This is a genomic window from uncultured Oscillibacter sp., from assembly GCF_950073225.1.
Lineage (GTDB): Bacteria > Bacillota > Clostridia > Oscillospirales > Oscillospiraceae > Oscillibacter.
Genome location: NZ_CATMPS010000012.1, coordinates 23,627 through 44,236, shown reverse-complemented (window position 1 = coordinate 44,236; position 20,610 = coordinate 23,627). Strand labels below are relative to the sequence as shown.

General features: G+C 64.1%; 21 protein-coding genes. 14 read left to right on the top strand and 7 right to left on the bottom strand.

Features of this window, described 5'->3' with window-relative positions; genetic code table 11:
- Positions 1-133: 133 nt before the first annotated feature.
- The 4 genes from der (at position 134) to Q1M04_RS07995 (ending at position 4,639) form a co-directional block, all read left to right on the top strand.
- Positions 134-1,462, top strand: coding sequence for a ribosome biogenesis GTPase Der (gene der, locus Q1M04_RS08010; protein WP_300345704.1), 1,329 nt, complete (start codon positions 134-136; stop codon positions 1,460-1,462).
- A gap of 2 nt (positions 1,463-1,464) precedes the next feature.
- Positions 1,465-2,103, top strand: coding sequence for a glycerol-3-phosphate 1-O-acyltransferase PlsY (gene plsY / locus Q1M04_RS08005; RefSeq protein ID WP_297998618.1), 639 nt, complete (start codon positions 1,465-1,467; stop codon positions 2,101-2,103).
- Entirely contained in the window at positions 2,100-3,107 is a 1,008-nt protein-coding gene (locus Q1M04_RS08000; protein ID WP_297998616.1) for an NAD(P)H-dependent glycerol-3-phosphate dehydrogenase, read from the top strand. Before plsY ends, Q1M04_RS08000 begins: the two co-directional genes overlap by 4 nt.
- A 179-nt stretch (positions 3,108-3,286) precedes the next feature.
- Positions 3,287-4,639, top strand: a complete 1,353-nt coding sequence (locus Q1M04_RS07995; protein ID WP_295757521.1) for a uracil-xanthine permease family protein — start codon at positions 3,287-3,289, stop codon at positions 4,637-4,639.
- A gap of 76 nt (positions 4,640-4,715) precedes the next feature.
- Here Q1M04_RS07995 and Q1M04_RS07990 read toward each other — a convergent pair whose 3' ends face one another.
- Together Q1M04_RS07990 and Q1M04_RS07985 are read right to left on the bottom strand one after the other, a co-directional pair.
- On the bottom strand, positions 4,716-5,084 hold the full coding sequence (locus Q1M04_RS07990) for a RidA family protein (protein ID WP_293278384.1): 369 nt from the start codon (positions 5,082-5,084) through the stop codon (positions 4,716-4,718).
- Positions 5,085-5,208: 124 nt separating this feature from the next.
- Positions 5,209-6,531, bottom strand: a complete 1,323-nt coding sequence (locus tag Q1M04_RS07985) for a hypothetical protein (RefSeq protein ID WP_297998614.1) — start codon at positions 6,529-6,531, stop codon at positions 5,209-5,211.
- A 197-nt stretch (positions 6,532-6,728) separates the two neighbouring features.
- Here Q1M04_RS07985 and polA point away from each other — a divergent pair, with 197 nt between their 5' ends.
- The 6 genes from polA to tsaD are packed head-to-tail and all read left to right on the top strand — an operon-like array spanning position 6,729 to position 12,521.
- Positions 6,729-9,389 (top strand): DNA polymerase I, encoded by a 2,661-nt coding sequence (polA, locus tag Q1M04_RS07980; protein WP_297998612.1) that lies wholly within the window; start codon positions 6,729-6,731, stop codon positions 9,387-9,389.
- On the top strand, positions 9,386-9,556 hold the full coding sequence (locus Q1M04_RS07975) for a hypothetical protein (protein ID WP_297998610.1): 171 nt from the start codon (positions 9,386-9,388) through the stop codon (positions 9,554-9,556). Before polA ends, Q1M04_RS07975 begins: the two co-directional genes overlap by 4 nt.
- Complete coding sequence (locus Q1M04_RS07970) at positions 9,553-10,401, top strand: DMT family transporter (protein ID WP_297998608.1); 849 nt, start codon at positions 9,553-9,555, stop codon at positions 10,399-10,401. The genes Q1M04_RS07975 and Q1M04_RS07970 overlap by 4 nt, the downstream gene beginning before the upstream one ends.
- 12 nt (positions 10,402-10,413) lie before the next feature.
- On the top strand, positions 10,414-10,893 hold the full coding sequence (gene rimI, locus Q1M04_RS07965) for a ribosomal protein S18-alanine N-acetyltransferase (protein ID WP_204789659.1): 480 nt from the start codon (positions 10,414-10,416) through the stop codon (positions 10,891-10,893).
- A complete protein-coding gene (locus tag Q1M04_RS07960) occupies positions 10,890-11,486 on the top strand; it encodes a GNAT family N-acetyltransferase (protein WP_297998606.1) in 597 nt (198 codons plus the stop codon). The genes rimI and Q1M04_RS07960 overlap by 4 nt, the downstream gene beginning before the upstream one ends.
- A gap of 12 nt (positions 11,487-11,498) precedes the next feature.
- On the top strand, positions 11,499-12,521 hold the full coding sequence (gene tsaD / locus Q1M04_RS07955; RefSeq protein WP_297294264.1) for a tRNA (adenosine(37)-N6)-threonylcarbamoyltransferase complex transferase subunit TsaD: 1,023 nt from the start codon (positions 11,499-11,501) through the stop codon (positions 12,519-12,521).
- Between the two features lie 26 nt (positions 12,522-12,547).
- Here the strand turns inward: tsaD and Q1M04_RS07950 are convergent, their stop codons facing one another.
- Both Q1M04_RS07950 and Q1M04_RS07945 read right to left on the bottom strand, forming a co-directional pair.
- Positions 12,548-12,865: an MGMT family protein gene (locus Q1M04_RS07950; protein ID WP_297294263.1), complete on the bottom strand. Its 318-nt coding sequence runs from the start codon at positions 12,863-12,865 to the stop codon at positions 12,548-12,550.
- Positions 12,862-13,677 (bottom strand): carbon-nitrogen hydrolase family protein, encoded by an 816-nt coding sequence (locus Q1M04_RS07945; RefSeq protein ID WP_297998604.1) that lies wholly within the window; start codon positions 13,675-13,677, stop codon positions 12,862-12,864. The genes Q1M04_RS07950 and Q1M04_RS07945 overlap by 4 nt, the downstream gene beginning before the upstream one ends.
- A gap of 91 nt (positions 13,678-13,768) precedes the next feature.
- Here Q1M04_RS07945 and Q1M04_RS07940 point away from each other — a divergent pair, with 91 nt between their 5' ends.
- Positions 13,769-14,221 (top strand): YjbQ family protein, encoded by a 453-nt coding sequence (locus tag Q1M04_RS07940; RefSeq protein ID WP_295757501.1) that lies wholly within the window; start codon positions 13,769-13,771, stop codon positions 14,219-14,221.
- Between the two features lie 91 nt (positions 14,222-14,312).
- On the opposite strand, the gene Q1M04_RS07935 is transcribed toward Q1M04_RS07940, so the two are convergent.
- Together Q1M04_RS07935 and Q1M04_RS07930 are read right to left on the bottom strand one after the other, a co-directional pair.
- Entirely contained in the window at positions 14,313-17,702 is a 3,390-nt protein-coding gene (locus Q1M04_RS07935; protein ID WP_297998602.1) for a M56 family metallopeptidase, read from the bottom strand.
- Positions 17,699-18,076 (bottom strand): BlaI/MecI/CopY family transcriptional regulator, encoded by a 378-nt coding sequence (locus Q1M04_RS07930; RefSeq protein WP_204790103.1) that lies wholly within the window; start codon positions 18,074-18,076, stop codon positions 17,699-17,701. The genes Q1M04_RS07935 and Q1M04_RS07930 overlap by 4 nt, the downstream gene beginning before the upstream one ends.
- A 306-nt stretch (positions 18,077-18,382) precedes the next feature.
- Between Q1M04_RS07930 and Q1M04_RS07925 the strand changes: the two genes are divergently transcribed.
- The 3 genes from Q1M04_RS07925 to Q1M04_RS07915 are packed head-to-tail and all read left to right on the top strand — an operon-like array spanning position 18,383 to position 19,848.
- Positions 18,383-18,688 (top strand): STAS domain-containing protein, encoded by a 306-nt coding sequence (locus Q1M04_RS07925; RefSeq protein ID WP_204790102.1) that lies wholly within the window; start codon positions 18,383-18,385, stop codon positions 18,686-18,688.
- Between the two features lie 15 nt (positions 18,689-18,703).
- Entirely contained in the window at positions 18,704-19,147 is a 444-nt protein-coding gene (gene spoIIAB, locus Q1M04_RS07920) for an anti-sigma F factor (RefSeq protein WP_293278404.1), read from the top strand.
- Positions 19,144-19,848: a sigma-70 family RNA polymerase sigma factor gene (locus tag Q1M04_RS07915; protein WP_293278406.1), complete on the top strand. Its 705-nt coding sequence runs from the start codon at positions 19,144-19,146 to the stop codon at positions 19,846-19,848. The genes spoIIAB and Q1M04_RS07915 overlap by 4 nt, the downstream gene beginning before the upstream one ends.
- On the opposite strand, the gene Q1M04_RS07910 is transcribed toward Q1M04_RS07915, so the two are convergent.
- A complete protein-coding gene (locus Q1M04_RS07910) occupies positions 19,736-20,590 on the bottom strand; it encodes a TIGR03915 family putative DNA repair protein (RefSeq protein ID WP_297998600.1) in 855 nt (284 codons plus the stop codon). The genes Q1M04_RS07915 and Q1M04_RS07910 overlap by 113 nt on opposite strands.
- Positions 20,591-20,610 lie beyond the last annotated feature (20 nt).

Sequence of the window (20,610 nt, the reverse complement as noted above, 5' to 3'; positions counted from 1 at the left end):
GCGCTTGCCTCCGCCTTTTCCCATTCCCGGAAAGATTTTCCTTGCGCCTTTGGCCCATCCCGGTTATAATGAAACTGGATTTATATGTTTCAAAAAAACAAGGCGGCGCGCGCCGCCGGGAGGGAGCCCCCTTATGCCAAAGCCTATCATCGCCATCGTGGGCCGCCCCAACGTGGGCAAGTCCATGCTGTTCAATAAAATCATCGGGAAACGCCTGTCCATCGTGGAGGACACCCCCGGCGTCACCCGGGACCGCATCTACGGGGAGTCCGACTGGTGCGGGCGGGCCTTCACCCTGGTGGACACCGGCGGCATCGAGCCCCGGACGGACAGCCAGATTCTGGAGTTCATGCGGGACCAGGCCCAAACCGCCATCGAGACCGCCACGGTGATTGTCTTTTTGACGGATATTCGGACAGGCCTGACCGCCTCGGACCAGGAGGTGGCCGCCATGCTGCTGCGCAGCGGGAAGCCCATCGTCCTGGCGGTGAACAAAATGGACTCCACCGGGGCCCCGGACCCGGATTTCTATGAGTTCTATAACCTGGGGCTGGGGGACCCCATCGCCGTCTCCGCCGTCCACGGACACGGCACCGGGGACCTGCTGGACGCCTGCCTCCAGTACTTCCCGCCGGAGGACGGGGAGGAAGAGGAGGACGACGCCATCAAGGTGGCGGTTATCGGAAAGCCCAACGCGGGAAAGTCCTCCCTGGTGAACAAAATCCTGGGGGAGGAGCGGGTGATTGTCTCCGACATGGCAGGCACCACCAGGGACGCTATCGACTCCCAGTTTGAAAACGACAAGGGCAAATTCGTCTTCATCGACACGGCGGGCCTCCGGCGGAAGAGCAAGGTGGAGGAGGCCATTGAAAAGTACAGCGTCCTCCGGGCCACTATGGCCATTGAGCGCTCGGACGTGTGCCTGATTCTGATTGACGCCACGGAGGGAGTCACGGAGCAGGACACCAAGGTGGCGGGCCTGGCCCACGAGGCAGGGAAAGCCAGCATCATCGTGGTGAACAAGTGGGACCTGGTGGAGAAGGACGGCAAGACCATGGACCGCATGCGCAAGGAGGTCCAGGAGGGCCTGAGCTTCATGGCCTACGCCCCCATCCTCTTCATCTCCGCCAAGACGGGCCAGCGGGTGGACCGGCTTTTTGAGCTCATCGACTACGTCAGCAACCAGGCGGCCACCCGGATTACCACGGGTATGCTGAACGACGTGCTGGCGGACGCCCAGACCCGGGTTCAGCCCCCCACGGATAAGGGGCGGCGGCTGAAAATCTACTATATGACCCAGGTGGGGGTGAAGCCGCCCCACTACGTGATTTTCTGCAACGACACGAAGCTGTTCCACTTTTCCTATCAGCGGTATCTGGAGAACTGCATCCGCAATACCTTCGGCCTGGAGGGAACGCCCATCAAGATTTCCGTCCGGCAGCGAGGCGACAAGGAGGTTTGAGTATGGAGAACCTGTGGCTGGCGATGTTCCTGATCTATGGCGGAACGGCCGTAGCGTCCTATTTTCTGGGCTGTTTCAACGGCGCGGTGATTGTGTCCAAGTATATCCTCCGGGACGACATCCGGAACCACGGCAGCGGGAACGCGGGCTTGACGAATTTTCACCGTACCTTTGGCGGCGGGCTGACCTTTGTGGTGATACTCTGCGATGTGCTGAAAGCGGTGCTTGCCGTGCTGCTGGCCAGTACCGTGTTCGGCGGGGCCGTAACGGCCAAATACTGGGCGGGCCTGTTCTGCCTGCTGGGCCACATGTTCCCCTGCATGTTCCATTTCAAGGGCGGCAAGGGCATCCTCTCCGGCGGTACGATTGCGCTGATGATCGACTGGCGCGTTGCCCTGGTGGTCTGGGGCGGCTTCCTGATTTTGGTAATTGTTACACGGTATGTCTCCCTGGGCTCCCTGTGGGCCGGGGCCAGCTTCCCCTTTATCAGCTGGTACTGCTATCCGGAGATTCGAATCGTAGTGCTGGCCTTCCTCCTGGGGGGGCTGGTGGTCTGGCAGCACCGGGGCAACGCCCAGCGGCTGATCCACGGCAAGGAACGGAAGCTGAGCTTCCATAAGGAAAAGGAGGGCGGATCATGAAAGCGGCGGTAGTGGGCAGCGGCAGCTGGGGCACGGCCCTGGCGCTGGTGCTGTGCGGCAACGGGCACGATGTGACCCTCTGGTCCCGGACCCCCGCCGGAGCGGAGGAAATGGCCCGGACCCGGGAAAATCCCCGGCTGAAAGGCGTCCCCCTGCCGGAGGCGCTGCGCATCACCGGGGACCTGAGCTGCCTGGAGGGGGCGGATCTGGTGGTCAGCGCGCCGCCCTCCTTCGCGGTTCGGGAGACGGGGAAGAAAATGGCCCCCTACCTGCGGCCCGAGACCGTTCTGGTGACGGTTTCCAAGGGCATCGAGCGGGACACGAACCTGCGGCTGAGCCAGGTCCTCCGGGAGACCACCGGGGATGTCTGCCGGGGAATCGTGGCCCTTTCCGGCCCCTCCCACGCGGAGGAGGTGGGCCTTCGGCTGCCCACGGCCTGTGTGGCGGCGTGTCCGGAGCTGGAGGAGGCCCGCTTTGTCCAGGACGCCTTTATGAGCGATTATTTCCGGGTTTACACCAGCTACGACATTGTGGGCGTGGAGCTGGCGGCGGCGCTGAAAAACGTGATTGCGCTGAGCTGCGGCATCTGCGCGGGCCTGGGCTTCCAGGACAACACAAAGGCCCTGCTGATGACCCGGGCCATGGCGGAAATCACCCGGCTGGGGGAGCACCTGGGGGGCGTCCGGCGGACCTTCGGAGGGCTTGCGGGCATGGGGGATCTGATTGTCACCTGCACCTCCATGCACTCCCGGAACAACCGGGCGGGCATCCTCATCGGCCAGGGGAAAAGCGTTCAGGAGGCCATGGAGGAAGTGGGCGCGGTGGTGGAGGGTTATTATGCCGCCGAGAGCGTCCGCCAGCTGGCAGACCGGGAGGGTGTGGAAATGCCCATCTGCCGGTGCGCCTATGAGGTGCTGTACCAGGGCAAACAGGCCCGGGACGTGGTCCCGGAGCTGATGGGCCGTCCCGGGAAGGATGAGCTTCTGGGCACCGCGTGGCTGTGAGAAAAGACGGATCAAAAGGATTTGAGGACCCGCGTAAGGCGGGTCCTCTTCGTTTGCAGCAAAATTTTTGCGAGAAGCACAAAAATTTTGTTTGACAAAGGTCGACCTTTGTGCATATAATGAAAGCCAAGGGCCCGGCGCCTGTCCGGGCAAGTATGCGGAGAAAGGAAGCGATCACGATGAACCGGACAAAACAGGCCCCGGAATGCAGCATCAACAACATTTACCAATTGGATGGGAGGGTCCCCCTGGGGAAGGCCATCCCCTTCGGCCTCCAGCACATCCTGGCGATGTTCGTCTCCAACCTGGCCCCCATCACCCTCATCGCCGCCTCCGCCCAGCCGGCCCTCAGCCAGGCTGAGGTGGCCATCCTGCTGCAAAACGCCATGTTCGTGGCGGGCATCGCCACGCTGATCCAGCTCTATCCCATCTGGAAGGTAGGGTCCAAGCTGCCGGTAGTCATGGGCGTCAGCTTCACCTTCGTGGCGGTGCTCAGCTCCATCGCCGCCAACTACGGCTACCCTTCCCTGGTGGGCGCGGTCATCGTGGGCGGCCTGATGGAGGGCACCCTGGGCCTTTTGGCGAAGTACTGGCGGAAGATTATCACCCCCATCGTGGCGGCCTCCGTGGTGACGGCCATCGGCTTCTCCCTCTTCACCGTGGGCACCCGGTCCTTCGGCGGCGGCTACGCCGAGGACTTTGGTTCCGCCCAGAATCTGCTGCTGGGTGTTGTTACCCTGGCGGCGTGCCTCCTCTGGAACACCCTGGCCAAGGGCTACCTCAAGCAGCTCAGCGTTCTGGCGGGCTTGGTGGTGGGTTACATCGTGGCCATCTTCATGGGCAAGGTGGACCTGGGGACGCTGATGTCCGGCGGGCTTATAGCCCTGCCCCGGTTCCTTCCCTACATGCCGCAGTTCCATCCCGGCGCCGTGGCCTCCGCCTGCATCATCTTCCTGGTTTCCGCGGCGGAAACCATCGGGGACACCTCCGCCCTGGTTTCCGGCGGCCTGGGCCGGGAGATTACCAGCGAGGAAATCTCCGGCTCTCTGGCCTGCGATGGTTACGCCTCCACCATTGCCGCCCTGTTCGGCTGCCCGCCGGTAACCTCCTTCTCGCAGAACGTGGGCCTGGTGGCCATGACCAAGGTGGTGAACCGCTTCACCATCATGACCGGCGCGGCGTGCATGCTGCTGGCAGGCCTTCTGCCGCCGGTGGGCAACTTCTTTGCCTCCCTGCCGGAGTCCGTGCTGGGCGGATGCACCATCATGATGTTCGGCTCCATCGTTATTTCGGGCATGCAGATGATCGCCAACTGCGGCTTCTCCCAGCGGAACGTGACCATCGCGTCGCTGTCCCTGGCCATCGGCATCGGCTTTACCGCCACCAGCGAGGCGGATATCTGGCACATCTTCCCGGAGACCATCCAGTCCGTCTTCGCCTCCAACGTGGTGGCCGTGGTCTTCGTGGTCTCCATCATCCTGAGCCTGGTCCTGCCCAAGGACATGGACATCAAGAAGGTTGTGTCGGAGTAGTAAGTACATCGCCTGACGGAAAAAAGGGGTCCCCCTCCAGCGGAGGGGGACCCTTTCATTTTGGAAAATTTGCGGGTTATTTCGCGGCAATGGCCTCGATCTCGCAGAGGACGCCCTTGGGCAGGTCCTTCACGGCCACGCAGGAGCGGGCGGGCTTAGAGGTGAAGTACTTGGCGTAGACCTCGTTGAAGGCGGCGAAGTCGCCCATGTCCGCCAGGAAGCAGGTGGTCTTGAAGACCTTGTCGAAGCCGGCTCCGGCAGCCTCCAGAATGGCGCCCACGTTCTTGCAGCTCTGCTCCGCCTGGGCGGCGATGCCGGCGGGCACCTCGCCTGTGGCGGGGTCCACGGGGATCTGGCCGGAGGTGTAGACAAAGCCGTTCACTTCAAAACCCTGGGAGTAGGGGCCGATGGCGCCGGGGGCGTTCTTGGTTTCCAAAACTTTCATGATGACAGTCTCCTTTTTTGTATTTGATGCTTCTACTCTAATACAAGTACCGGAGAAAAGCAAGGGGCGGCGTGAGAAAATTTTGGAAAAGTGAAAAACTTTTTTTAGCGCCGGGGACAGGCGCTCATTTGAGGGCAGTGGTGTTGGACCGAATGCGGGCCTGGTCCTCTTCCGAAAACTCCGCCAGGGCGGCGGTGAAAGCGCCGGGGTCCGCCTGGGCCTGGGTCTGGAGAATTTCGTCCAAGGGAGTGCGGAAGTCCGTTCGGGCGTCTTTCGTTGCCAAAAGGAAGGACATGACCGCCCGGTTCCGGGTTTGCTGGTCCCCGCCCACGGCGGCTTCCGCCACGGCGTCCATCAGGGGATTGAACCAGTCAGAGCCGTACATGAACCGGCCCAGCGCACCCCAGTTGTCCCCCGTGGCCTCGCCCACGCAGTTTAGAAGGTCCATATCGCCCACGTCCTCCGGCCGGAATTCCAGATCCAGCACCAGCTGCTGGAGGCGCTGGTTCCGCTCCATGTAGCCCTGGTCCACCTCCGGGACCCGCTCAAAGCTGCCCTCGGCGGTCTCGTGGCCGGAGTAGTCTTTCACAAAGGCCTCCGCCGCCCCAACGGGGGTCAGCAGCTCGGGATGCTCCCCGGCGTCGCACGCCGCCTGGAGGTCCGCGTAATGCTCGGCGGCGGGCTTGCCGCTGTCGGGGAAGTAGAGGTACTGAGTGCCCCGCGCGTCCAGCCACTGCTCTACGGCCCACAGGCCCCCCTCGCCCTGCCGGGCGGGCTGGCGGAGGAGGAGCTGATTGTAGATGCGGGTATCGCCGTCCTTTAGGAAATAGGGGTAGTATTTCAGGACCACATGGCCCCCGCTTTCGTCCAGCCGGCACAGGAAGTCCTGAACGGAGAAGGACTGGAGGTTGTTTCGGGTGAGGAAGTCCTCCCGGACCTGGGGGCCCAGCTTGCAGAGCTTCTCCCACACAGGCCAGTCCGGGTGGTCCGGGACGCTTTCGGCATCCGGGCGGTAGAACTGCACGTCGGTGGGGTAGGTGTAGGCGTAGTACCGCTCCCCGTCGGTGGCGAAGACCTCGATGCCGGAGCCGTCGGAGCTGATGTGCTGCTCAAAGGCCGCCTGGTCCATCGCCAGAAAGCCGAAGAGGAAGCCCCCCTCGCCGCCGAAGTCCTCCATGGCCGCCTCGTAGGAGGCTTTTTCGTAAACGGAGATCAGGGGCCTCCAGCTCTCCTCAGCGTCGGGGAAGTCCGTATCTACCCGCAGGAGGTCCAGGTGTTCGGTGGGCAGGGCTACGCTCAGCCCGCCGCAGTCATAGACGGTCATATCCTCGCCGCCGTCCGGGGGAAGCGGGTCCCGCCTGGCGTCCGGCGCCTCCGCCCCGCCGCCGCAGGCGGTGAGCGTGAGCAGACAGGCCAGCGCCAGGGTGAAGACTTCTAATCGGCGCATGGACAGAACTCCTTTCCTTATATCAAATGCTTATTATAAAGTATGACAGCTTCCCTTCGGGAAGAAGTTACAAAAGAAAAACAAAAAGCGACAAACCGGAAACGAAAAAACAGGAGCTTCCGCTGTTGTGAATCCGGTTTAGACGTGGTATAATCATCCAGACTGTAATTTTTCCTTTTTGACAGGAGGTCTCCCTTATGAAGCTCATGGTCATCGACGGAAACAGCATCATCAACCGGGCCTACTACGGCATCCGGCCTCTGACGACCCGGGACGGGCTCTATACCCACGCCGTCTTCGGCTTTCTGACGACGCTGCTGCGCCTGGAGGGGGAGGAGTCCCCGGACGCGGTCTGCGTCACCTTCGACCTCCACGCCCCCACCTTCCGCCACAAGGCGGACGCGGCTTATAAAGCCACCCGGAAGCCCATGCCGGAGGAGCTGCGAGTGCAGGTGCCGGTCCTCAAGGAGGTGCTGGACGCGCTGAACATCCCCCGCTATGAGCTGGAGGGCTGGGAGGCGGACGATCTCCTGGGCACCATTTCCCGGAAATGCGCCAGGGCGGGCTGGGAGTGCGTCGTTGTCACCGGAGACAAGGACAGTCTCCAGCTGATTGATGAACACACGAAGGTGAAGCTGGTCTCCACCCGCATGGGCCAGACCACGACGAAGGACATGACGGAGGAGGCCTTTCGGGAGGAGTACGGCTTCGCCCCCGTCCACATGATTGATTTGAAGGCCCTGATGGGGGACAGCTCCGACAACATCCCCGGCGTGAAGGGCGTGGGGGAGAAGACCGCCATGGGCCTGGTTCAAATGTATGGCTCGATTGAACATCTCTATGCCCACATGCCGGAAATCGTGACCGCCCCGGACACCCCCGCCAAGCCCGGCATTATCAAAAAGCTGGCGGAGGGAGAGGCGGACGCCCGGCATTCTTACTGGCTGGCCACCATCGTCACCGACGCGCCCCTGGACTTCCGCCCGGAGGACAACCGGAGAAAAGCTCCGGGCCCCGGAGCATACCCCCTGTTTTTGAAGCTGGAGTTCACCAAGCTCATTGAGAAATTCGGCCTCAGCCCGGACAGCGCCCCGGTCCCGGAGGCCCGGGAGGCCGCTGCCGCCGTGGTGGAGACAGTGACGGACCCCGCCCGGGGAGAGGAGCTGCTGGCCCTCTGGAAAGAGGCGGATCACGTATCCCTGCTGGCCCGGCCGGACTGCTCCGCCGTGGGAGTCTATTGCGAGACGGGGGAGGGCCCCGCCGTCATGGCGGAGCTGTTTTTTGAACGGTATCAGGGGGACTGGAACCGCCTTCTCTCCGCCCTGTTTTCAGAGGAGATCAAGAAGGTTTCCCACAACGTCAAGGACCTGACCCGGATGCTGCTGGAGAGCGGCTTCCCGGCGGAGGACTTTGTTTTCGACACCGCCCTGGGGGCCTACCTGCTGGACGCGACGGCGGGGAGCTACGACCTCCAGAGGCTGTTTGTCGCCTATTTTAACGAGGAGTTGCCAAAGCCCCTCTATCTGGAGCCGGACGCTTTCTCCCTCCTGGGGGACGGAGAGGCCGCCGCTTCCCTGGACAGCTGCGTCACGGCGGTGGAGGCGATCTATGAGGCGCTGGTCCCCAGGCTCCGGGAGCGGGGCCAGTGGGGGTTGTTCCAGACCGCCGAGCTGCCCCTGTGCCGGGTGCTGGCGGAGATGGAGCGGACGGGCTGCGGCGTGGACGCCCGGGCTCTGGCGGAATTCGGCGAGAGCCTCTCCGCCCGGATGGCGGAGCGGGAGGCCGCCATTTACGAGATGGCCGGGGGCAAGTTCAACATCAACTCTCCCAAGCAGCTGGGGGAAGTGCTGTTCGATCGCCTGGGCCTGCCCCACGGGAAAAAGACGAAAACCGGCTGGTCCACCAATGCCGACGTGCTGGAAAAGCTCCAGCACCCCATTGTGGACGCGGTGCTGGAATACCGGCAGTACGCCAAGCTGAAATCCACATACGCCGACGGGCTTTTAAAGGCCATGGACCCCGACGGGCGGGTGCGGACAAACTTCCAGATGACCGTTACCGCCACGGGCCGCCTCAGTTCCACGGAGCCGAATTTGCAGAACATCCCCACAAGGACGGACCTTGGCAGCGAGTTTCGCCGGATGTTCACGGCGGCGGAGGGCTGCGTCCTGGTGGACGCGGACTATTCCCAGATTGAGCTGCGCATTCTGGCCCACATCGCCGGGGACGAGGCTATGCGGGAGGCCTTCCTGGCGGGAGGCGACTTCCACGCCGAGACGGCGGCTAAGGTCTTTCATGTGGCCCGGGAGGACGTGACCCACGAAATGCGCCGCCGGGCCAAGGCGGTGAACTTCGGCATTGTCTACGGCATCTCCGCTTTTTCCTTAAGCCAGGACCTGGGGGTCACCGTGGCGGAGGCCAGGGAATATATGGACGGCTACTTTGCCGCTTTCCCCGGCGTGCGCCATTATATGGATGAGGTGGTCAAAAAGGCCCGGGAGACGGGCTATGTGGAAACCCTCTTCCACCGCCGCCGGGACCTGCCGGAGCTGATTTCATCCAATAAAAATATGCAGTCCTTCGGCGAGCGGGTGGCGCTGAACATGCCCATCCAGGGAACGGCGGCGGACGTGATGAAGCTGGCCATGGCGGCGGTGTGGAAGCGCCTCCGGGCGGAGAAGCCCCAGGCCCGGCTGGTCCTCCAGGTTCACGACGAGCTGATTGTGGAGTGCTTCGAGGACGAGGCGGCGGACGTGGCGAGGCTGCTGGAAGAAGAGATGGAGAACGTGGTCCGCCTCAGCGTCCCCCTGACGGCGGAGGCCCACTGGGGAAAGAACTGGCTGGAGGCGAAGGGATGACGGAAGAAATCGGTTTTTCCTGGCTGGCGGGAGCCAGCCTGCCGGCAGCAGCCTTTTTTCTGCTGGGAATTTACGGCCGGGCGTGGCGGATGCTGCCGGGGAGCGCGGTTTTGGGCATTGGGCATACCGGCGTCCACCTGGGCTATAGAAGGGAGGCACCGGCATGAAGCGCCTCATCGTTCTTTTGGGCGTGGCGGGGGTGTCCCTCTCCGCCGTCTTTGTCCGTTGGTCCACAGCGCCGTCCCTGGTGCTGGCCTTTTACCGCATGGCCTTTTCCGTCCTGCTGCTGCTTCCCCTGGCCTTTGCCCGGCGGGGGGAGTTTCGGGCCCTCCGGCGGCGGGAGCTCTCTCTGAGCCTTCTCAGCGGGGCCTTTCTGGGGGTCCACTTCGCCTGTTACTTCGAGTCCCTCCGCTGGACCTCCATCGCCGCGGCGGTGGTGCTGGTGGACACGGAAGTGCTGTTTGTGGCCCTGGCCTCGGTGCTGGTTTTGCGGAAAAAGCTCAGCCGCCGGGCGTGGACGGCGGTGCTGCTGGCCTTCGGCGGCAGCGTGGCGGTGGCTCTGGCGGACTCCGGGGGAGGGGGGACGGCCCTCCGGGGGAACCTGTTCGCCCTGACGGGGTCCGTGTGCATGGCGGTCTATACCATGCTGGGGGCCGTCTGCCGGAGGACCCTCTCCACCACGGTGTACACAACCTTGGTCTATACCTCGGCGGCGGGGACGGTGCTGGCCGCTGCCCTGGCGGGAGGACAGGCCCTCATAGGCTGGGGCCCGGTCAATCTGCTGGCGGGCCTGGGGATGGCGGTATTCTGCACGCTGCTGGGCCACAGCGTATTCAGCTGGGGCCTGAAGTACCTGCCCCCGGCCTTTATTTCCACGGCGAATCTGCTGGAGCCGGTGCTGGCCTCCGTGTGGGGGCTGCTCCTCTTCGGGGAGCGGCCCGGCGTTCTGGTGGTGTTCGGCGGGACGCTGATTCTGCTGGGCATCGGGCTCTACAGCCGGGAGGAAGCGTAGGAAGGAGCGTTTATGGAACAGAGTATGAAGGTTCAAATCGTCCCCATGAACGGGGACCATCTGGACGAGGTGGCGGAGCTGGAACGGGTCTGCTTCCCGGACCCCTGGTCCCGGAACATGCTGAAAGAGGAGCTGGAAAACGACCTGGCGGCTTTCCTGGTGGCCCTGGACGGGCAGGGGGCCGTAGCGGGCTACGCGGGGCTCCAGGTGGTGCTGGACGAGGGCTATATCCTCAACGTGGCGGTCCGGCCGGACTGCCGCCGCCAGGGGGTGGCGGGACAGCTTTTGCAGGTCTTCCTGGACTTTGCCAAGGGCAATCAATTGGCCTTTTTGACCCTGGAGGTCCGGGCCTCCAACTATCCTGCCATCGCCCTGTACGGAAGCCGGGGCTTTCGGGGTGTGGGGCGGCGGAAGAATTACTATGAGCACCCAAAGGAGGACGCGGTCATCATGACCCTGGACCTGACGGGGGAAGAGGAGACGGACGAATGAAACTGAAACTGGCCTCGCCGGAGCAGGTGGCGATGGTTTACGAGCGGGACTTGAAGCCCTCCTTCCCCCCGTCGGAGCTGAAACCCCTGGCCAACATCCAGGCCATGTGCCGGGATGGCTGCTACCAGCCCTGGTGCCTCTTTGACGGGGAGGAGATCGCGGGGGAGTGCTTCCTCTGGCTGGGCCGCCCCGGCTGGGCGCTGCTGGACTACCTCTGCGTGGCGGAGGACCGCCGGAACAGCGGCGCGGGGGCCTTGATGCTGAAGCTTTTGCGCCAGGCGGAGGGGGACACGGTCATTTTGGTGGAGAGCGAGGCCCCCGTCCACGCCCCGGACCCGGCGATGGCGGAGCACCGCCTGGGGTTTTACGCCCGGAACGGGCTGCGCACCGCTGGGTACGACACGGACGTGTTCGGCGCCCACTACAAGACCCTGTACCTCTCCGAGGGGCCCGTGCCGGACGGGCGGCTGATGGAGGAGAACTGCTTTATCTACCGGGACCGCTTCCCCAAGGAGAAGTATGAGCGCTACGTCCGCATCCCCCGGGACCCGGCGGCGGGACCCATTCGCCAGGTTCCCTGGAATGAAGACTGAGGGAGGGACATGATGAAAATTCTTGGTTTTGAGTCCTCCTGTGACGAAACCGCCGTGGCGGTGGTGGAGGACGGACGGACCGTGCTGTCCGACGCCATCGCCTCCCAGGTGGAGATTCACGCCCTGTACGGCGGCGTGGTGCCGGAGATTGCCTCCCGGAAGCATGTGGAGGCCATCGCCGCCCTGACGGAAAAGGCCCTGGCGGACGCGGGCTGTACCCGCGGCGATATCGACGCGGTGGCGGTGACTTACGCGCCGGGGCTTATCGGCGCGGTGCTGGTGGGGCTGAGCTTTGCCAAGTCCGCCGCCCTGGGGCTGGGGGTTCCGTTGATTCCCGTTCACCATATCCGGGGCCATATTGCCGCCAACTACCTGGCCTTCCCTGAGCTGGAGCCCCCCTTTCTGGCCCTGGCCATCTCCGGGGGGAACACCCTGCTCATCGACGTGGCGGGCTATACGGATATGAAAATATTGGGAGGCACCCGGGACGACGCAGCGGGGGAGTGCTTTGACAAGGCGGCCCGGGTGCTGGGGCTGTCCTATCCTGGGGGGAAGCCCATCGATGAGCTGGCCCGGCAGTCGGCGGGCGGCGTGTATCACCTGCCCCACGCCCAGGTGGACGGCGCGCCCCTGGACATGAGCTTTTCCGGCCTGAAAACAGCGGTGGTGAACCTGGCCCACCACGCGGAGCAGGTGGGAGAGCCCCTGGACCGGGGGGCCCTGGCCCGGGACTTCACCCAGGCCGTCAGCGATACCCTGGTGCCCCGGGCCATGGAGGCGGTCCGGCTGGCGGGGCGGGGAACCCTTGTGGCCGCCGGAGGCGTAGCCGCCAATTCCATCGTGCGGGCGGATCTGGAGCGGGCCTGCCGGGAGGCGGGGATCAAGCTGTACCTGCCGCCCCTGCGCCTCTGCGGGGACAACGGGGCCATGATTGCCGCCCAGGGCTATTACGAGTTCCTGGCGGGCCATACGGCAGGAATGGAGCTGAACGCCTACGCCACCCGGGACATTTCCGAGGAGCTGAAAAACGCGTGAGGGGATACTCCCTTCACGCGCTTTTTCTACCCCTCCAGGGGGTCCCATTGGCACAGCGCCAAGTCCACCGTGCCGTCCGGCCGGAAGGCCGCGCCCTCCGCCTCCAGCAGGGCCCGCTGGGTTCCGGGGGCGTACAGGTCAAAGGCGGCCTTGGTGCCTCCCAGGCGGTCCACCACCCGGTGGCAGGGGACGGAGGGGTCCTGACAGCCCGCCATGGCGCAGCCCACCGCCCGGGCACAGCGTGGCCTCCCCGCCAGATGGGCAATCTGCCCATAGGTAGCCACCTTCCCGGCGGGAATCCGGCGGACAATCTCCCGGAAGGCGGCAAAGGTTTCCCCCCTCACCGCTCCCGCACCTCGTAGAGGTCCGTCCGCCGGGCGGAGAGAATGGGGAGCTGGCGGCGGACGGACTCCACCCGGCGGAGGTTCAGGTCGGCGTACAGCGTGGCCTCCCCGGACCCGGCCTGGCAGAGAATGCTGCCCCAGGGGTCCACGGCGATGGAATGCCCGTAGGCCACATAAGAGGCCGTCTCGTCCCGGGCGGGGGAGACCCCCACGGTGAAGCACTGGTTGTCCACCGCCCGCTGGCGGAAAAGGAGCTCCCAGTGGGCGGGGCCGGTGGTCATATTGAAGGCGGCGGGGACGAAGATGCACCTGGCCCCCCGGAGGCACATGCACCGGGCCAGCTCCGCAAACCGGAAGTCGAAGCAGACGCAAAGGCCCATGGGGCCGAACTCCGTCTCGAAGGTGGTGACGGCATTTCCCGGGGAAAGGACGTCGGACTCCCGGAAGCGCTGGCCCCCCTCCACGTCGATGTCGAAGAGGTGGGCCTTCCGGTGCTTTGCCAGAAGCTCTCCCTTCCGCCCGTAGACAAAGCTGGTGTTGTAAACCCGGTCCCCCTCCAGCTCCGGCAGGGAGCCGCCCACCACGTACAGCTCCAGCTCCGCCGCCAGGGCGGACAGGGCCCGCTGAACTTCTCCGCCCTCCGTTTCTCCGTAGGAGCGGAAGCAGGCGTTGTCATAGGGGCAGCAGAACATCTCCGGCAGGACGGCGATGTCCGCCCCCCGGGCCTTGGCCTCACGGAGGCGGAGGCAGGCGGTTTCCAGGTTTTCCGATTTGTCCGCCGTGACGGGCATTTGAATCAGCGCGGCGCGCATGGACAGCCCTCCCTTTCGGATTGATACAATATGGATTGTATCACAGGCCGAACCGTGATACAATACGAAAAACGAACAAGGAGGCCAAACCATGGCAGTCTATACGGAGAAGAAAACCTACCAGACCAAGGCCCACATGGGCATGATCGACGTGACGGAGGATTTCCAGCACGCGGTTTCGGCGGCGTGCCGGGAGCACGGCATTTCCGCCGGGACGGTGACGGGCTTCACCACCGGGGGCGTGGCGGGGCTGACCACCCTGGAGTTTGAGCCGGGGATGGTAAACCACGATTTGAAGGCGGCGCTGGATGTGTTTTCCCCTTACCTGGACGAGAAGGGACATGTGGTGCCCTACTGGCACCATGAGACCTGGCACGATGACAACGGCTCTTCCCATATCAAGGCGGCTCTGCTGTCCCCCTTCATCACCGTGCCCTTCGTGGACGGGAAGATCACCGTGGGGCCCTGGCAGAATTTAACCCTGGTGGAGTGCGACACGAGAAACCGGGTCCGGGACATCGTGTTTCAGGTGATGGGGGAGTAGGCCGTGGGACGGGAGAATCGTGGGCGGATTCCTTTGGCAATACGGTAAAGAGCGGCGGCGGGAATATTCCCGCCGCCGTCTTTTTTACAGTTCAGTCCGCCGCTTCATACCATTCGTACACGAAGTCATAGATAGAAGGGCCGTCCACTTTGGGCTGGACCCGGAACCAGAAGGTTTGGTTGTTCTGCCGGAGCCCTACAAGCGTATTGTGAGGGTTGAAAGTGAAACTCTGTCGGCGGTCCGAGGAGGACAGCTCCAGACCATCGGGGGAATGGGAGTAATAGCCCGGAGCCAGAGCCCATTCATAGTTTTCCGTAAAGGCTGCTGCATGGTCAAGCTGGTCGGCATTCACCGTGCGGGTCTTTACGTTTTCCTCCCCTTGGGTGAAGAGGGAAAAGAGCGCAGCGCCATCAGATAATATCTCATCCAGCGTCTCTTGAATGGGGATGCTCTGGCCCTCCGCGATCTCATACCAGGACTGCGCCAGATGGAAAATGGACGGCGTTCCAGGCGTGGGCTCCGCCCGAAGCCAGGCGTCCCTGTCCCAGGTGTGAAGCAGGACCAAATCGTTCTCCGGCCAGAAGCGGAGGCTCAGGTCCCCGCTCATCATCAGCAGGGACCCGGCGGGCATGCTGCCGGGGTCTTCGGCATAGCTCCAGTTGTAGCCGTCCGTAAATTCCCCGATCCAGTCCGCCAGGGCCTGGGGGGCTACGTCGTACCGCCCGCCCCCTTCGGAGGCCAGCAGGGTCATGTTGATGGTATCCCCCTCCATGAGACGGTCCATCACCGCCTGGGCTAGATTGGCGGCAGAGGCGATGGAAGTCTCCGCCTGGAGCGTGGCGGTGCCCAAGTAGATGATGTCCGAGGGCGGCATCTCCCGGAGCTTTTCCCGGACCAGCTCCTCGGAGAGGGTGAACCTGCCCTCATGCTGGAAGCTGTGGAGATACACGAAGTCCGCGTACGAAACCGTGTCCCCGGAGTGCCAGGAGGGAACATAGAACATCAGCCAGAGGTCCTGGGAGGAGGGGGCGGTCCAGTGGTCCTGTACCCCCTCGCCCAGCGCCGGGGCGTCCTGGAGCTCCGGCGTGTGGAACTCGTAGGAGACCTGCCGGAAGACATAGTATTTCCCGTCCACCTCCACCCCGTAGCCCGCGCCGATGCTGGTGATCCGCCAGTCGTCGTAGAAAAGGGCGCTGTCCAGGCGGGAGGCGTGGAACCGCTCCTCCACCGCCGTCAGGGCGGCGTCTATGATTGGGCTGGGCTCGTCCGGCCACTCGACAAAGTGACCGCTGAAATGCCGCTGGTCGTTGTAAATCAGAAGGTTTTCCCCGTCGAAGTACAGCGTCCGGTATTGGAAGACCGGGGTGGGGAAGTCCGCGTCGGAGGGATAGGAGTCGTCGGCCCGGAAGGGCATGGAGCGGGTGGCGGGGTCCCAGTTGTCAAAGCGGAAGAAGGTTCCCTCGGGCCAGACGGTCCACAGCAGGGACGGAAGGTCTGCCTTGTAATGCTTCCCGTCCCGGCGGAAGTAGAAGGTGTCGTTCTGGAAGCCCTGGGAGACCAGCTCGTTTTCCCCGTCCCCGTCCAGGTCCATGTGCTGGGTATCGTACTTCACTTGGGCCAGGAGAACGGGCCAGCCCTCCTCGTTCAAATAGTAGTATTCATTGGTGAGGGGCCATTCCCTGTCATTTGCGTTGTAGGTGATGCAAAAGCCGTCGTGGCCCAGAAGGTTGCGGAACAGGGAGGCGCTGTAGTTCCCGCCCGCCCCGGGGAGGAAGGACCAGAAGGGCGTGGGGAATGAGCTTCTGGCTATGTGCTGGACCCCGGCATAGACCCTGCCGCCGCCCTCGAAGAACATCAATCCGTACTCACCCAGAACGTGGTCCGGGTCGTCCAGGCCCCCCAGCATATTTGGGGAGCCGTGGGGGAAGGGAAGCGCCTCCGCCTCTTGGGGCTCATAGGGCTCCAGGCCGTCCAGGGGGATGGTGACGGCGGCGTTCCAGCCGGGGCGGTCCGCCGGTTTCAGGCTCTCGCAGGAAAGGACCGTCTCCCGGACACGGTCGATTACCTGATTCATCAGGGACATGCCGGTGGTCTCGCCCCGCTTCATCTCCGGGGCCCAGTCGGGGCGGCTGATGCCATATTGATACTGCCCGTCGCTGCCCAGAATCTCCATGTTTCTGGACAGATAATCCGGCTCCAAATCGAGCTGGTAGAGGGAACAGAGCCAGCCCATGGGGTCCGAGAGGCTGGCGGACAGGGAGTAGGACATCCCCCAGTAGACCCGCAGCAGCTCGCCGTCCTCCAGGTCGAAATGCTCCGGCGGGTTCTCCGGGGTGTAAACAATCAGCTTGGACATAATGCCGCCGTCCGGTCCGCCGTAGTTTTCCAGCTCCTCTGCCAGAGTGGACACGGCCTCGTCCACGTCGTGGAAGCGGGCCGGTTCGGGGGCCGGGGTTTTGGCCCCGGTGAAGGTGACGGCACACACCAGCGCCGCCAGGGTCACGGCGGCGAAGAGGGCCCGGCCCAGATAGACCGGGTTTTCCGCCACGCGGGTGATCCGGTCCTTGAGCTGGCGCTTTCCCGCCGTCATGGTGGTGGCGGAGAGAAGGGGATTCGCCGGGGCTTTCCGCACGGGGATGAGGGAGAGAAGCGTCCGGCCATAGGGCACCCGCTCCGCCTCCCCCAGCCGCCGGAGGGCCCCCTCGTCACAGGCCAGCTCGCAGTCCGTCCGGGAGGCCAGCGCCGCCCACCAGACCAGGGGGTCGAACCAGTAGACCGTCAGGCACACGGCCCGGAGCAGGGACCAGAGGGGGTCCAGGTGCCGGGCGTGGGTCTCCTCGTGGGCCAGGACGTGCCGGAGGCGGTCCGGGCTTTGGAGGGCGGCGGGGGTCAGGTAGATGGCGGGGCGGAACAGCCCGAAGAGGCAGGGGGAGGGGAGGCCCTCCTCCACCAGATAGACCCGGCGGGGGGAGCCCTCCACGGGATAGGGCCTCCGGGCCCTGCGGAGCTTTCTCCAGAACAGCAGATTGGAGAGGACCAGCCAGCAGGCCATGACCGCCATACCGCCGTACCAGATGGGGGGCAGCTGGTCCGCCAGGACGATCTGCCAGGCGTATTCCACCTCATGGACCACCTGCTGGCTGTTGGTATAGCTGTAAACGCTGTTTTCCGAGGGCGGGCCCAGCACGATTTTGGGGTCCTCTTCGGAACGGTACGAGGGAAGGGGCCCCTCTGGAGCGGTCAGAGTGACCCGGGAGGGGGACAGGTAGAGTGCCTGTCCCTCCAGGCCGGACACCACCGGCTCCGCCGCCGTCAGCAAGCTGAAATCTGCCGCCGGAAGGCTGGCCGGAACCAGCAGCCGCAGCAGCACCAGTCCCCAGAGGGTGTACTGGGCCCGGCGAGAGAGGACCTTCCGAAACAGCCGCCGGAGGGCCAGCAGCGCCAGGATCAGCGCCGAGGAGGTCAGAAGAATTTCCTTCATGTGTCGTCACCTCCCGCCTTATCCAGGATGGCGGACAGCTCGGCGATGTCCGATTCGGACAGCCGGCGGCTTTCCACCATGGCGCTCATCATCAGCCCCAGGCTGCCGCCGTAGACCTTGGAGAGGAAGCTCTCCGTCTCGTCCCTGGCGGCATCCTCCCGCCGGAGGGCGGGGTAGTAGCGCTTGGCCTTTCCGCCCTCCTCGTGGCGGACGGCCCCCTTGGCCTCCAGCCGGGAGAGCATGGTGATGACGGTGTTTTTGCTCCACCCGGTCTCCTCCCGGAGGGCCGCCGTCAGCTCTGTGATGGTGCTGGGAGCGCGGTCCCACAGGCGGCGCATCAGCTTCCACTCGCTGTTGGAAAGTTCAATTTTCATGAAAACACCTCCCTTGGTCAGGTATACGTCTGTCTACCTAAAGCGTAACAGGAAGGTAGACGTTTGTCAACCTCAAATTGGTTACAAAATGGAAACGCCTGCCGTCCAGGGACAGCGGGCGCCGATGCTTCAAGGGCCAGAGAAACTATTTCCACTTTTTGCCGAAATTTCCAGAGTTTTCTTATGGATTTCGACAAAAAGCCGAAGCGGGACGTGCTATCATCAAATTTGAAAAGCCCGTCCCATCCGGGGCCGGGGGCAAAAAATGGCGAATCAGATTTATTTTTGACAAAAGAGGGGAACGCTATGGAAATCCTGGCAAAGAGCGCGGACCGGAATCTGCTGCTGGAGCTCAGCGGGGAGCTGGACCACCACGGGGCCCGGACCGCCCTCCGGGAGATGGAGGAGGCCCTGGACGCGGCCCTGCCCCGGAAGCTGGTGCTGGACCTGTCGGGAGTGACCTTTATGGACAGCTCCGGCATCGCGGTAATTCTCCGGGCCCGGCAGAAGATGCAGCTTCTGGACGGGGGGCTGCTGGTGCGGGGGGTGCCGCCCCAGGCCCGGCGGGTGCTGGAGGCCGCCGGGGTGAACCGGCTGGTGACGATCAAATAAGGAGGTTTTACATACATGAGGACCAAGGCAGTCAATGAGGTCACGATGGACTTTCCCAGCCAGAGCCGGAACGAGAGCTTCGCCCGCTCCGCCGCGGCCTGCTTCGCCGCCCAGATGGACCCTACCCTCAACGAGCTGGAGGACATCAAAACCGCCGTCAGCGAGGCGGTGACCAACGCCATCGTCCACGGCTACCCGGACGCCATCGGCGGCGTGACGCTGAAGCTGCGGGTGCTGGCGGGGAACGTGCTGGAGCTGACGGTAAAGGACCACGGCCGGGGCATCCCCGATGTGGACAAGGCCCGCCAGCCCATGTTTACCACCGGCGGGGAGGAGCGCAGCGGCATGGGCTTTACCATCATGGAGAGCTTCATGGATAAGGTGACGGTGCGGTCCGCCGTGAACAAGGGGACCACGGTGGTGATGCGGAAAAAGCTGGTCCCCCGCGTGAAGAAATGAGCGCCGCGCTGGAGCTCCTCCGGGCGGCCCAGCAGGGGGACCGGGACGCCTGTGAACAGGCGGTCATTGAGAACAACGGCCTGATCTGGAGCGTGGTCCGGCGGTACTATGGCCGGGGCGTGGAGCCGGACGATTTATATCAACTGGGCTGCCTGGGTTTTTTGAAGGCGGTCCAGGGTTTCGACTTCGATTACGGCACCTGCTTTTCCACCTACGCCGTGCCGAAAATCGCAGGGGAGATCCGCCGCTTCCTGCGGGACGACGGGGCCGTGAAGGTGGGGCGGAGCATCCGGGAACAGGCCCAGACCCTCTACGCCGCCCGGGAACGTCTCCGCCACCAGCTGGGCCGGGAGCCGGCCCTGTCGGAGCTGTCGGAGGCCACGGGCCTGACGCCGGAGGAGATCGCCCGGACGGACCTGGCCACCGACGCGCCGGAGTCCCTCCAGCAGGAGACGGCGGACGGGCTGACCCTGGAGGGGGCCCTGGGCACCGAGGCCCCGGAGGAGGGACTGGTGGAGCGCATCGCCCTTCGGGAGGCCATCGACCGTCTGCCGGAAAAGGAGCGCATGACCATTCTCCTCCGCTATTTCAAGGGCCTGACCCAGGAGCAGACGGCCCGGGTGGTGGGGGTGTCCCAGGTGCAGATATCCCGGCTGGAGCGCCGGGGCCTGAAACGGCTCCGGGAGACGTTCGAGGAATGAAGTGCTCCGCCCCCTGGAACTCCGTCATGGTGCCCCAGTAGCGCTTGGGCATGTTGCTCATCCTCAGGCGGGGGTTCTCCCGCTCCTTGATGGCGATGGTGTCGTAGAACCGCTTCCACAGGAGGCGGTAGCGGGCTTCCGTTTTATCCGGCGGGGCCATCTGGAAATCCGCCAGGGGCCGGATGACCGACTGGCCGGGGACATGGAACAGGGCCTCTTTGTGGGTGCGGTCATAGAGGAAAAAGCGCTCGTTGTGAAACCGGGCGGAAAAGTGCCCGCCCAGCACGGGGAGCACTCGGTTTTTCGGCTCGATCTCGCCTCCCAGTACGCCCCCCAGGTCCGAAAAGCGGACGAAGCCCTTTAATAGATGGACCTCCCCGTTCAGGTGCTGAACGGCCCGGATGACCGGGTACAAGGTCTCGTCGGAGCGGTTGCGGAGGAAGCCGGGGCCCTCCCGGAGCAGCTTGGCGACCACCTGGAACAAATGCAGCTCCTTCTCCGAAAGGCAGGTGAGGAAGCCCCGCCGCAGCAGCACGGCGGCCTCCGGGGACAGGGCGGTGACCTTTTGCAGCACCCGGGCGGCGTGGTCCGGGTCCGTGAGTACCGTCCGGGAATTGAATAAGCTGAAAACACCATCCTCGCCGGAGCAGAATCCGGCGGGGATTTCCTTATGTGCGTAGCTGTCGAAGACGCAGGAGAGGAAGCCCTCGAAGCTGCCGTCGTAATGGTAGATCACGTCCATGGAACACCTCCGGGTGCGCC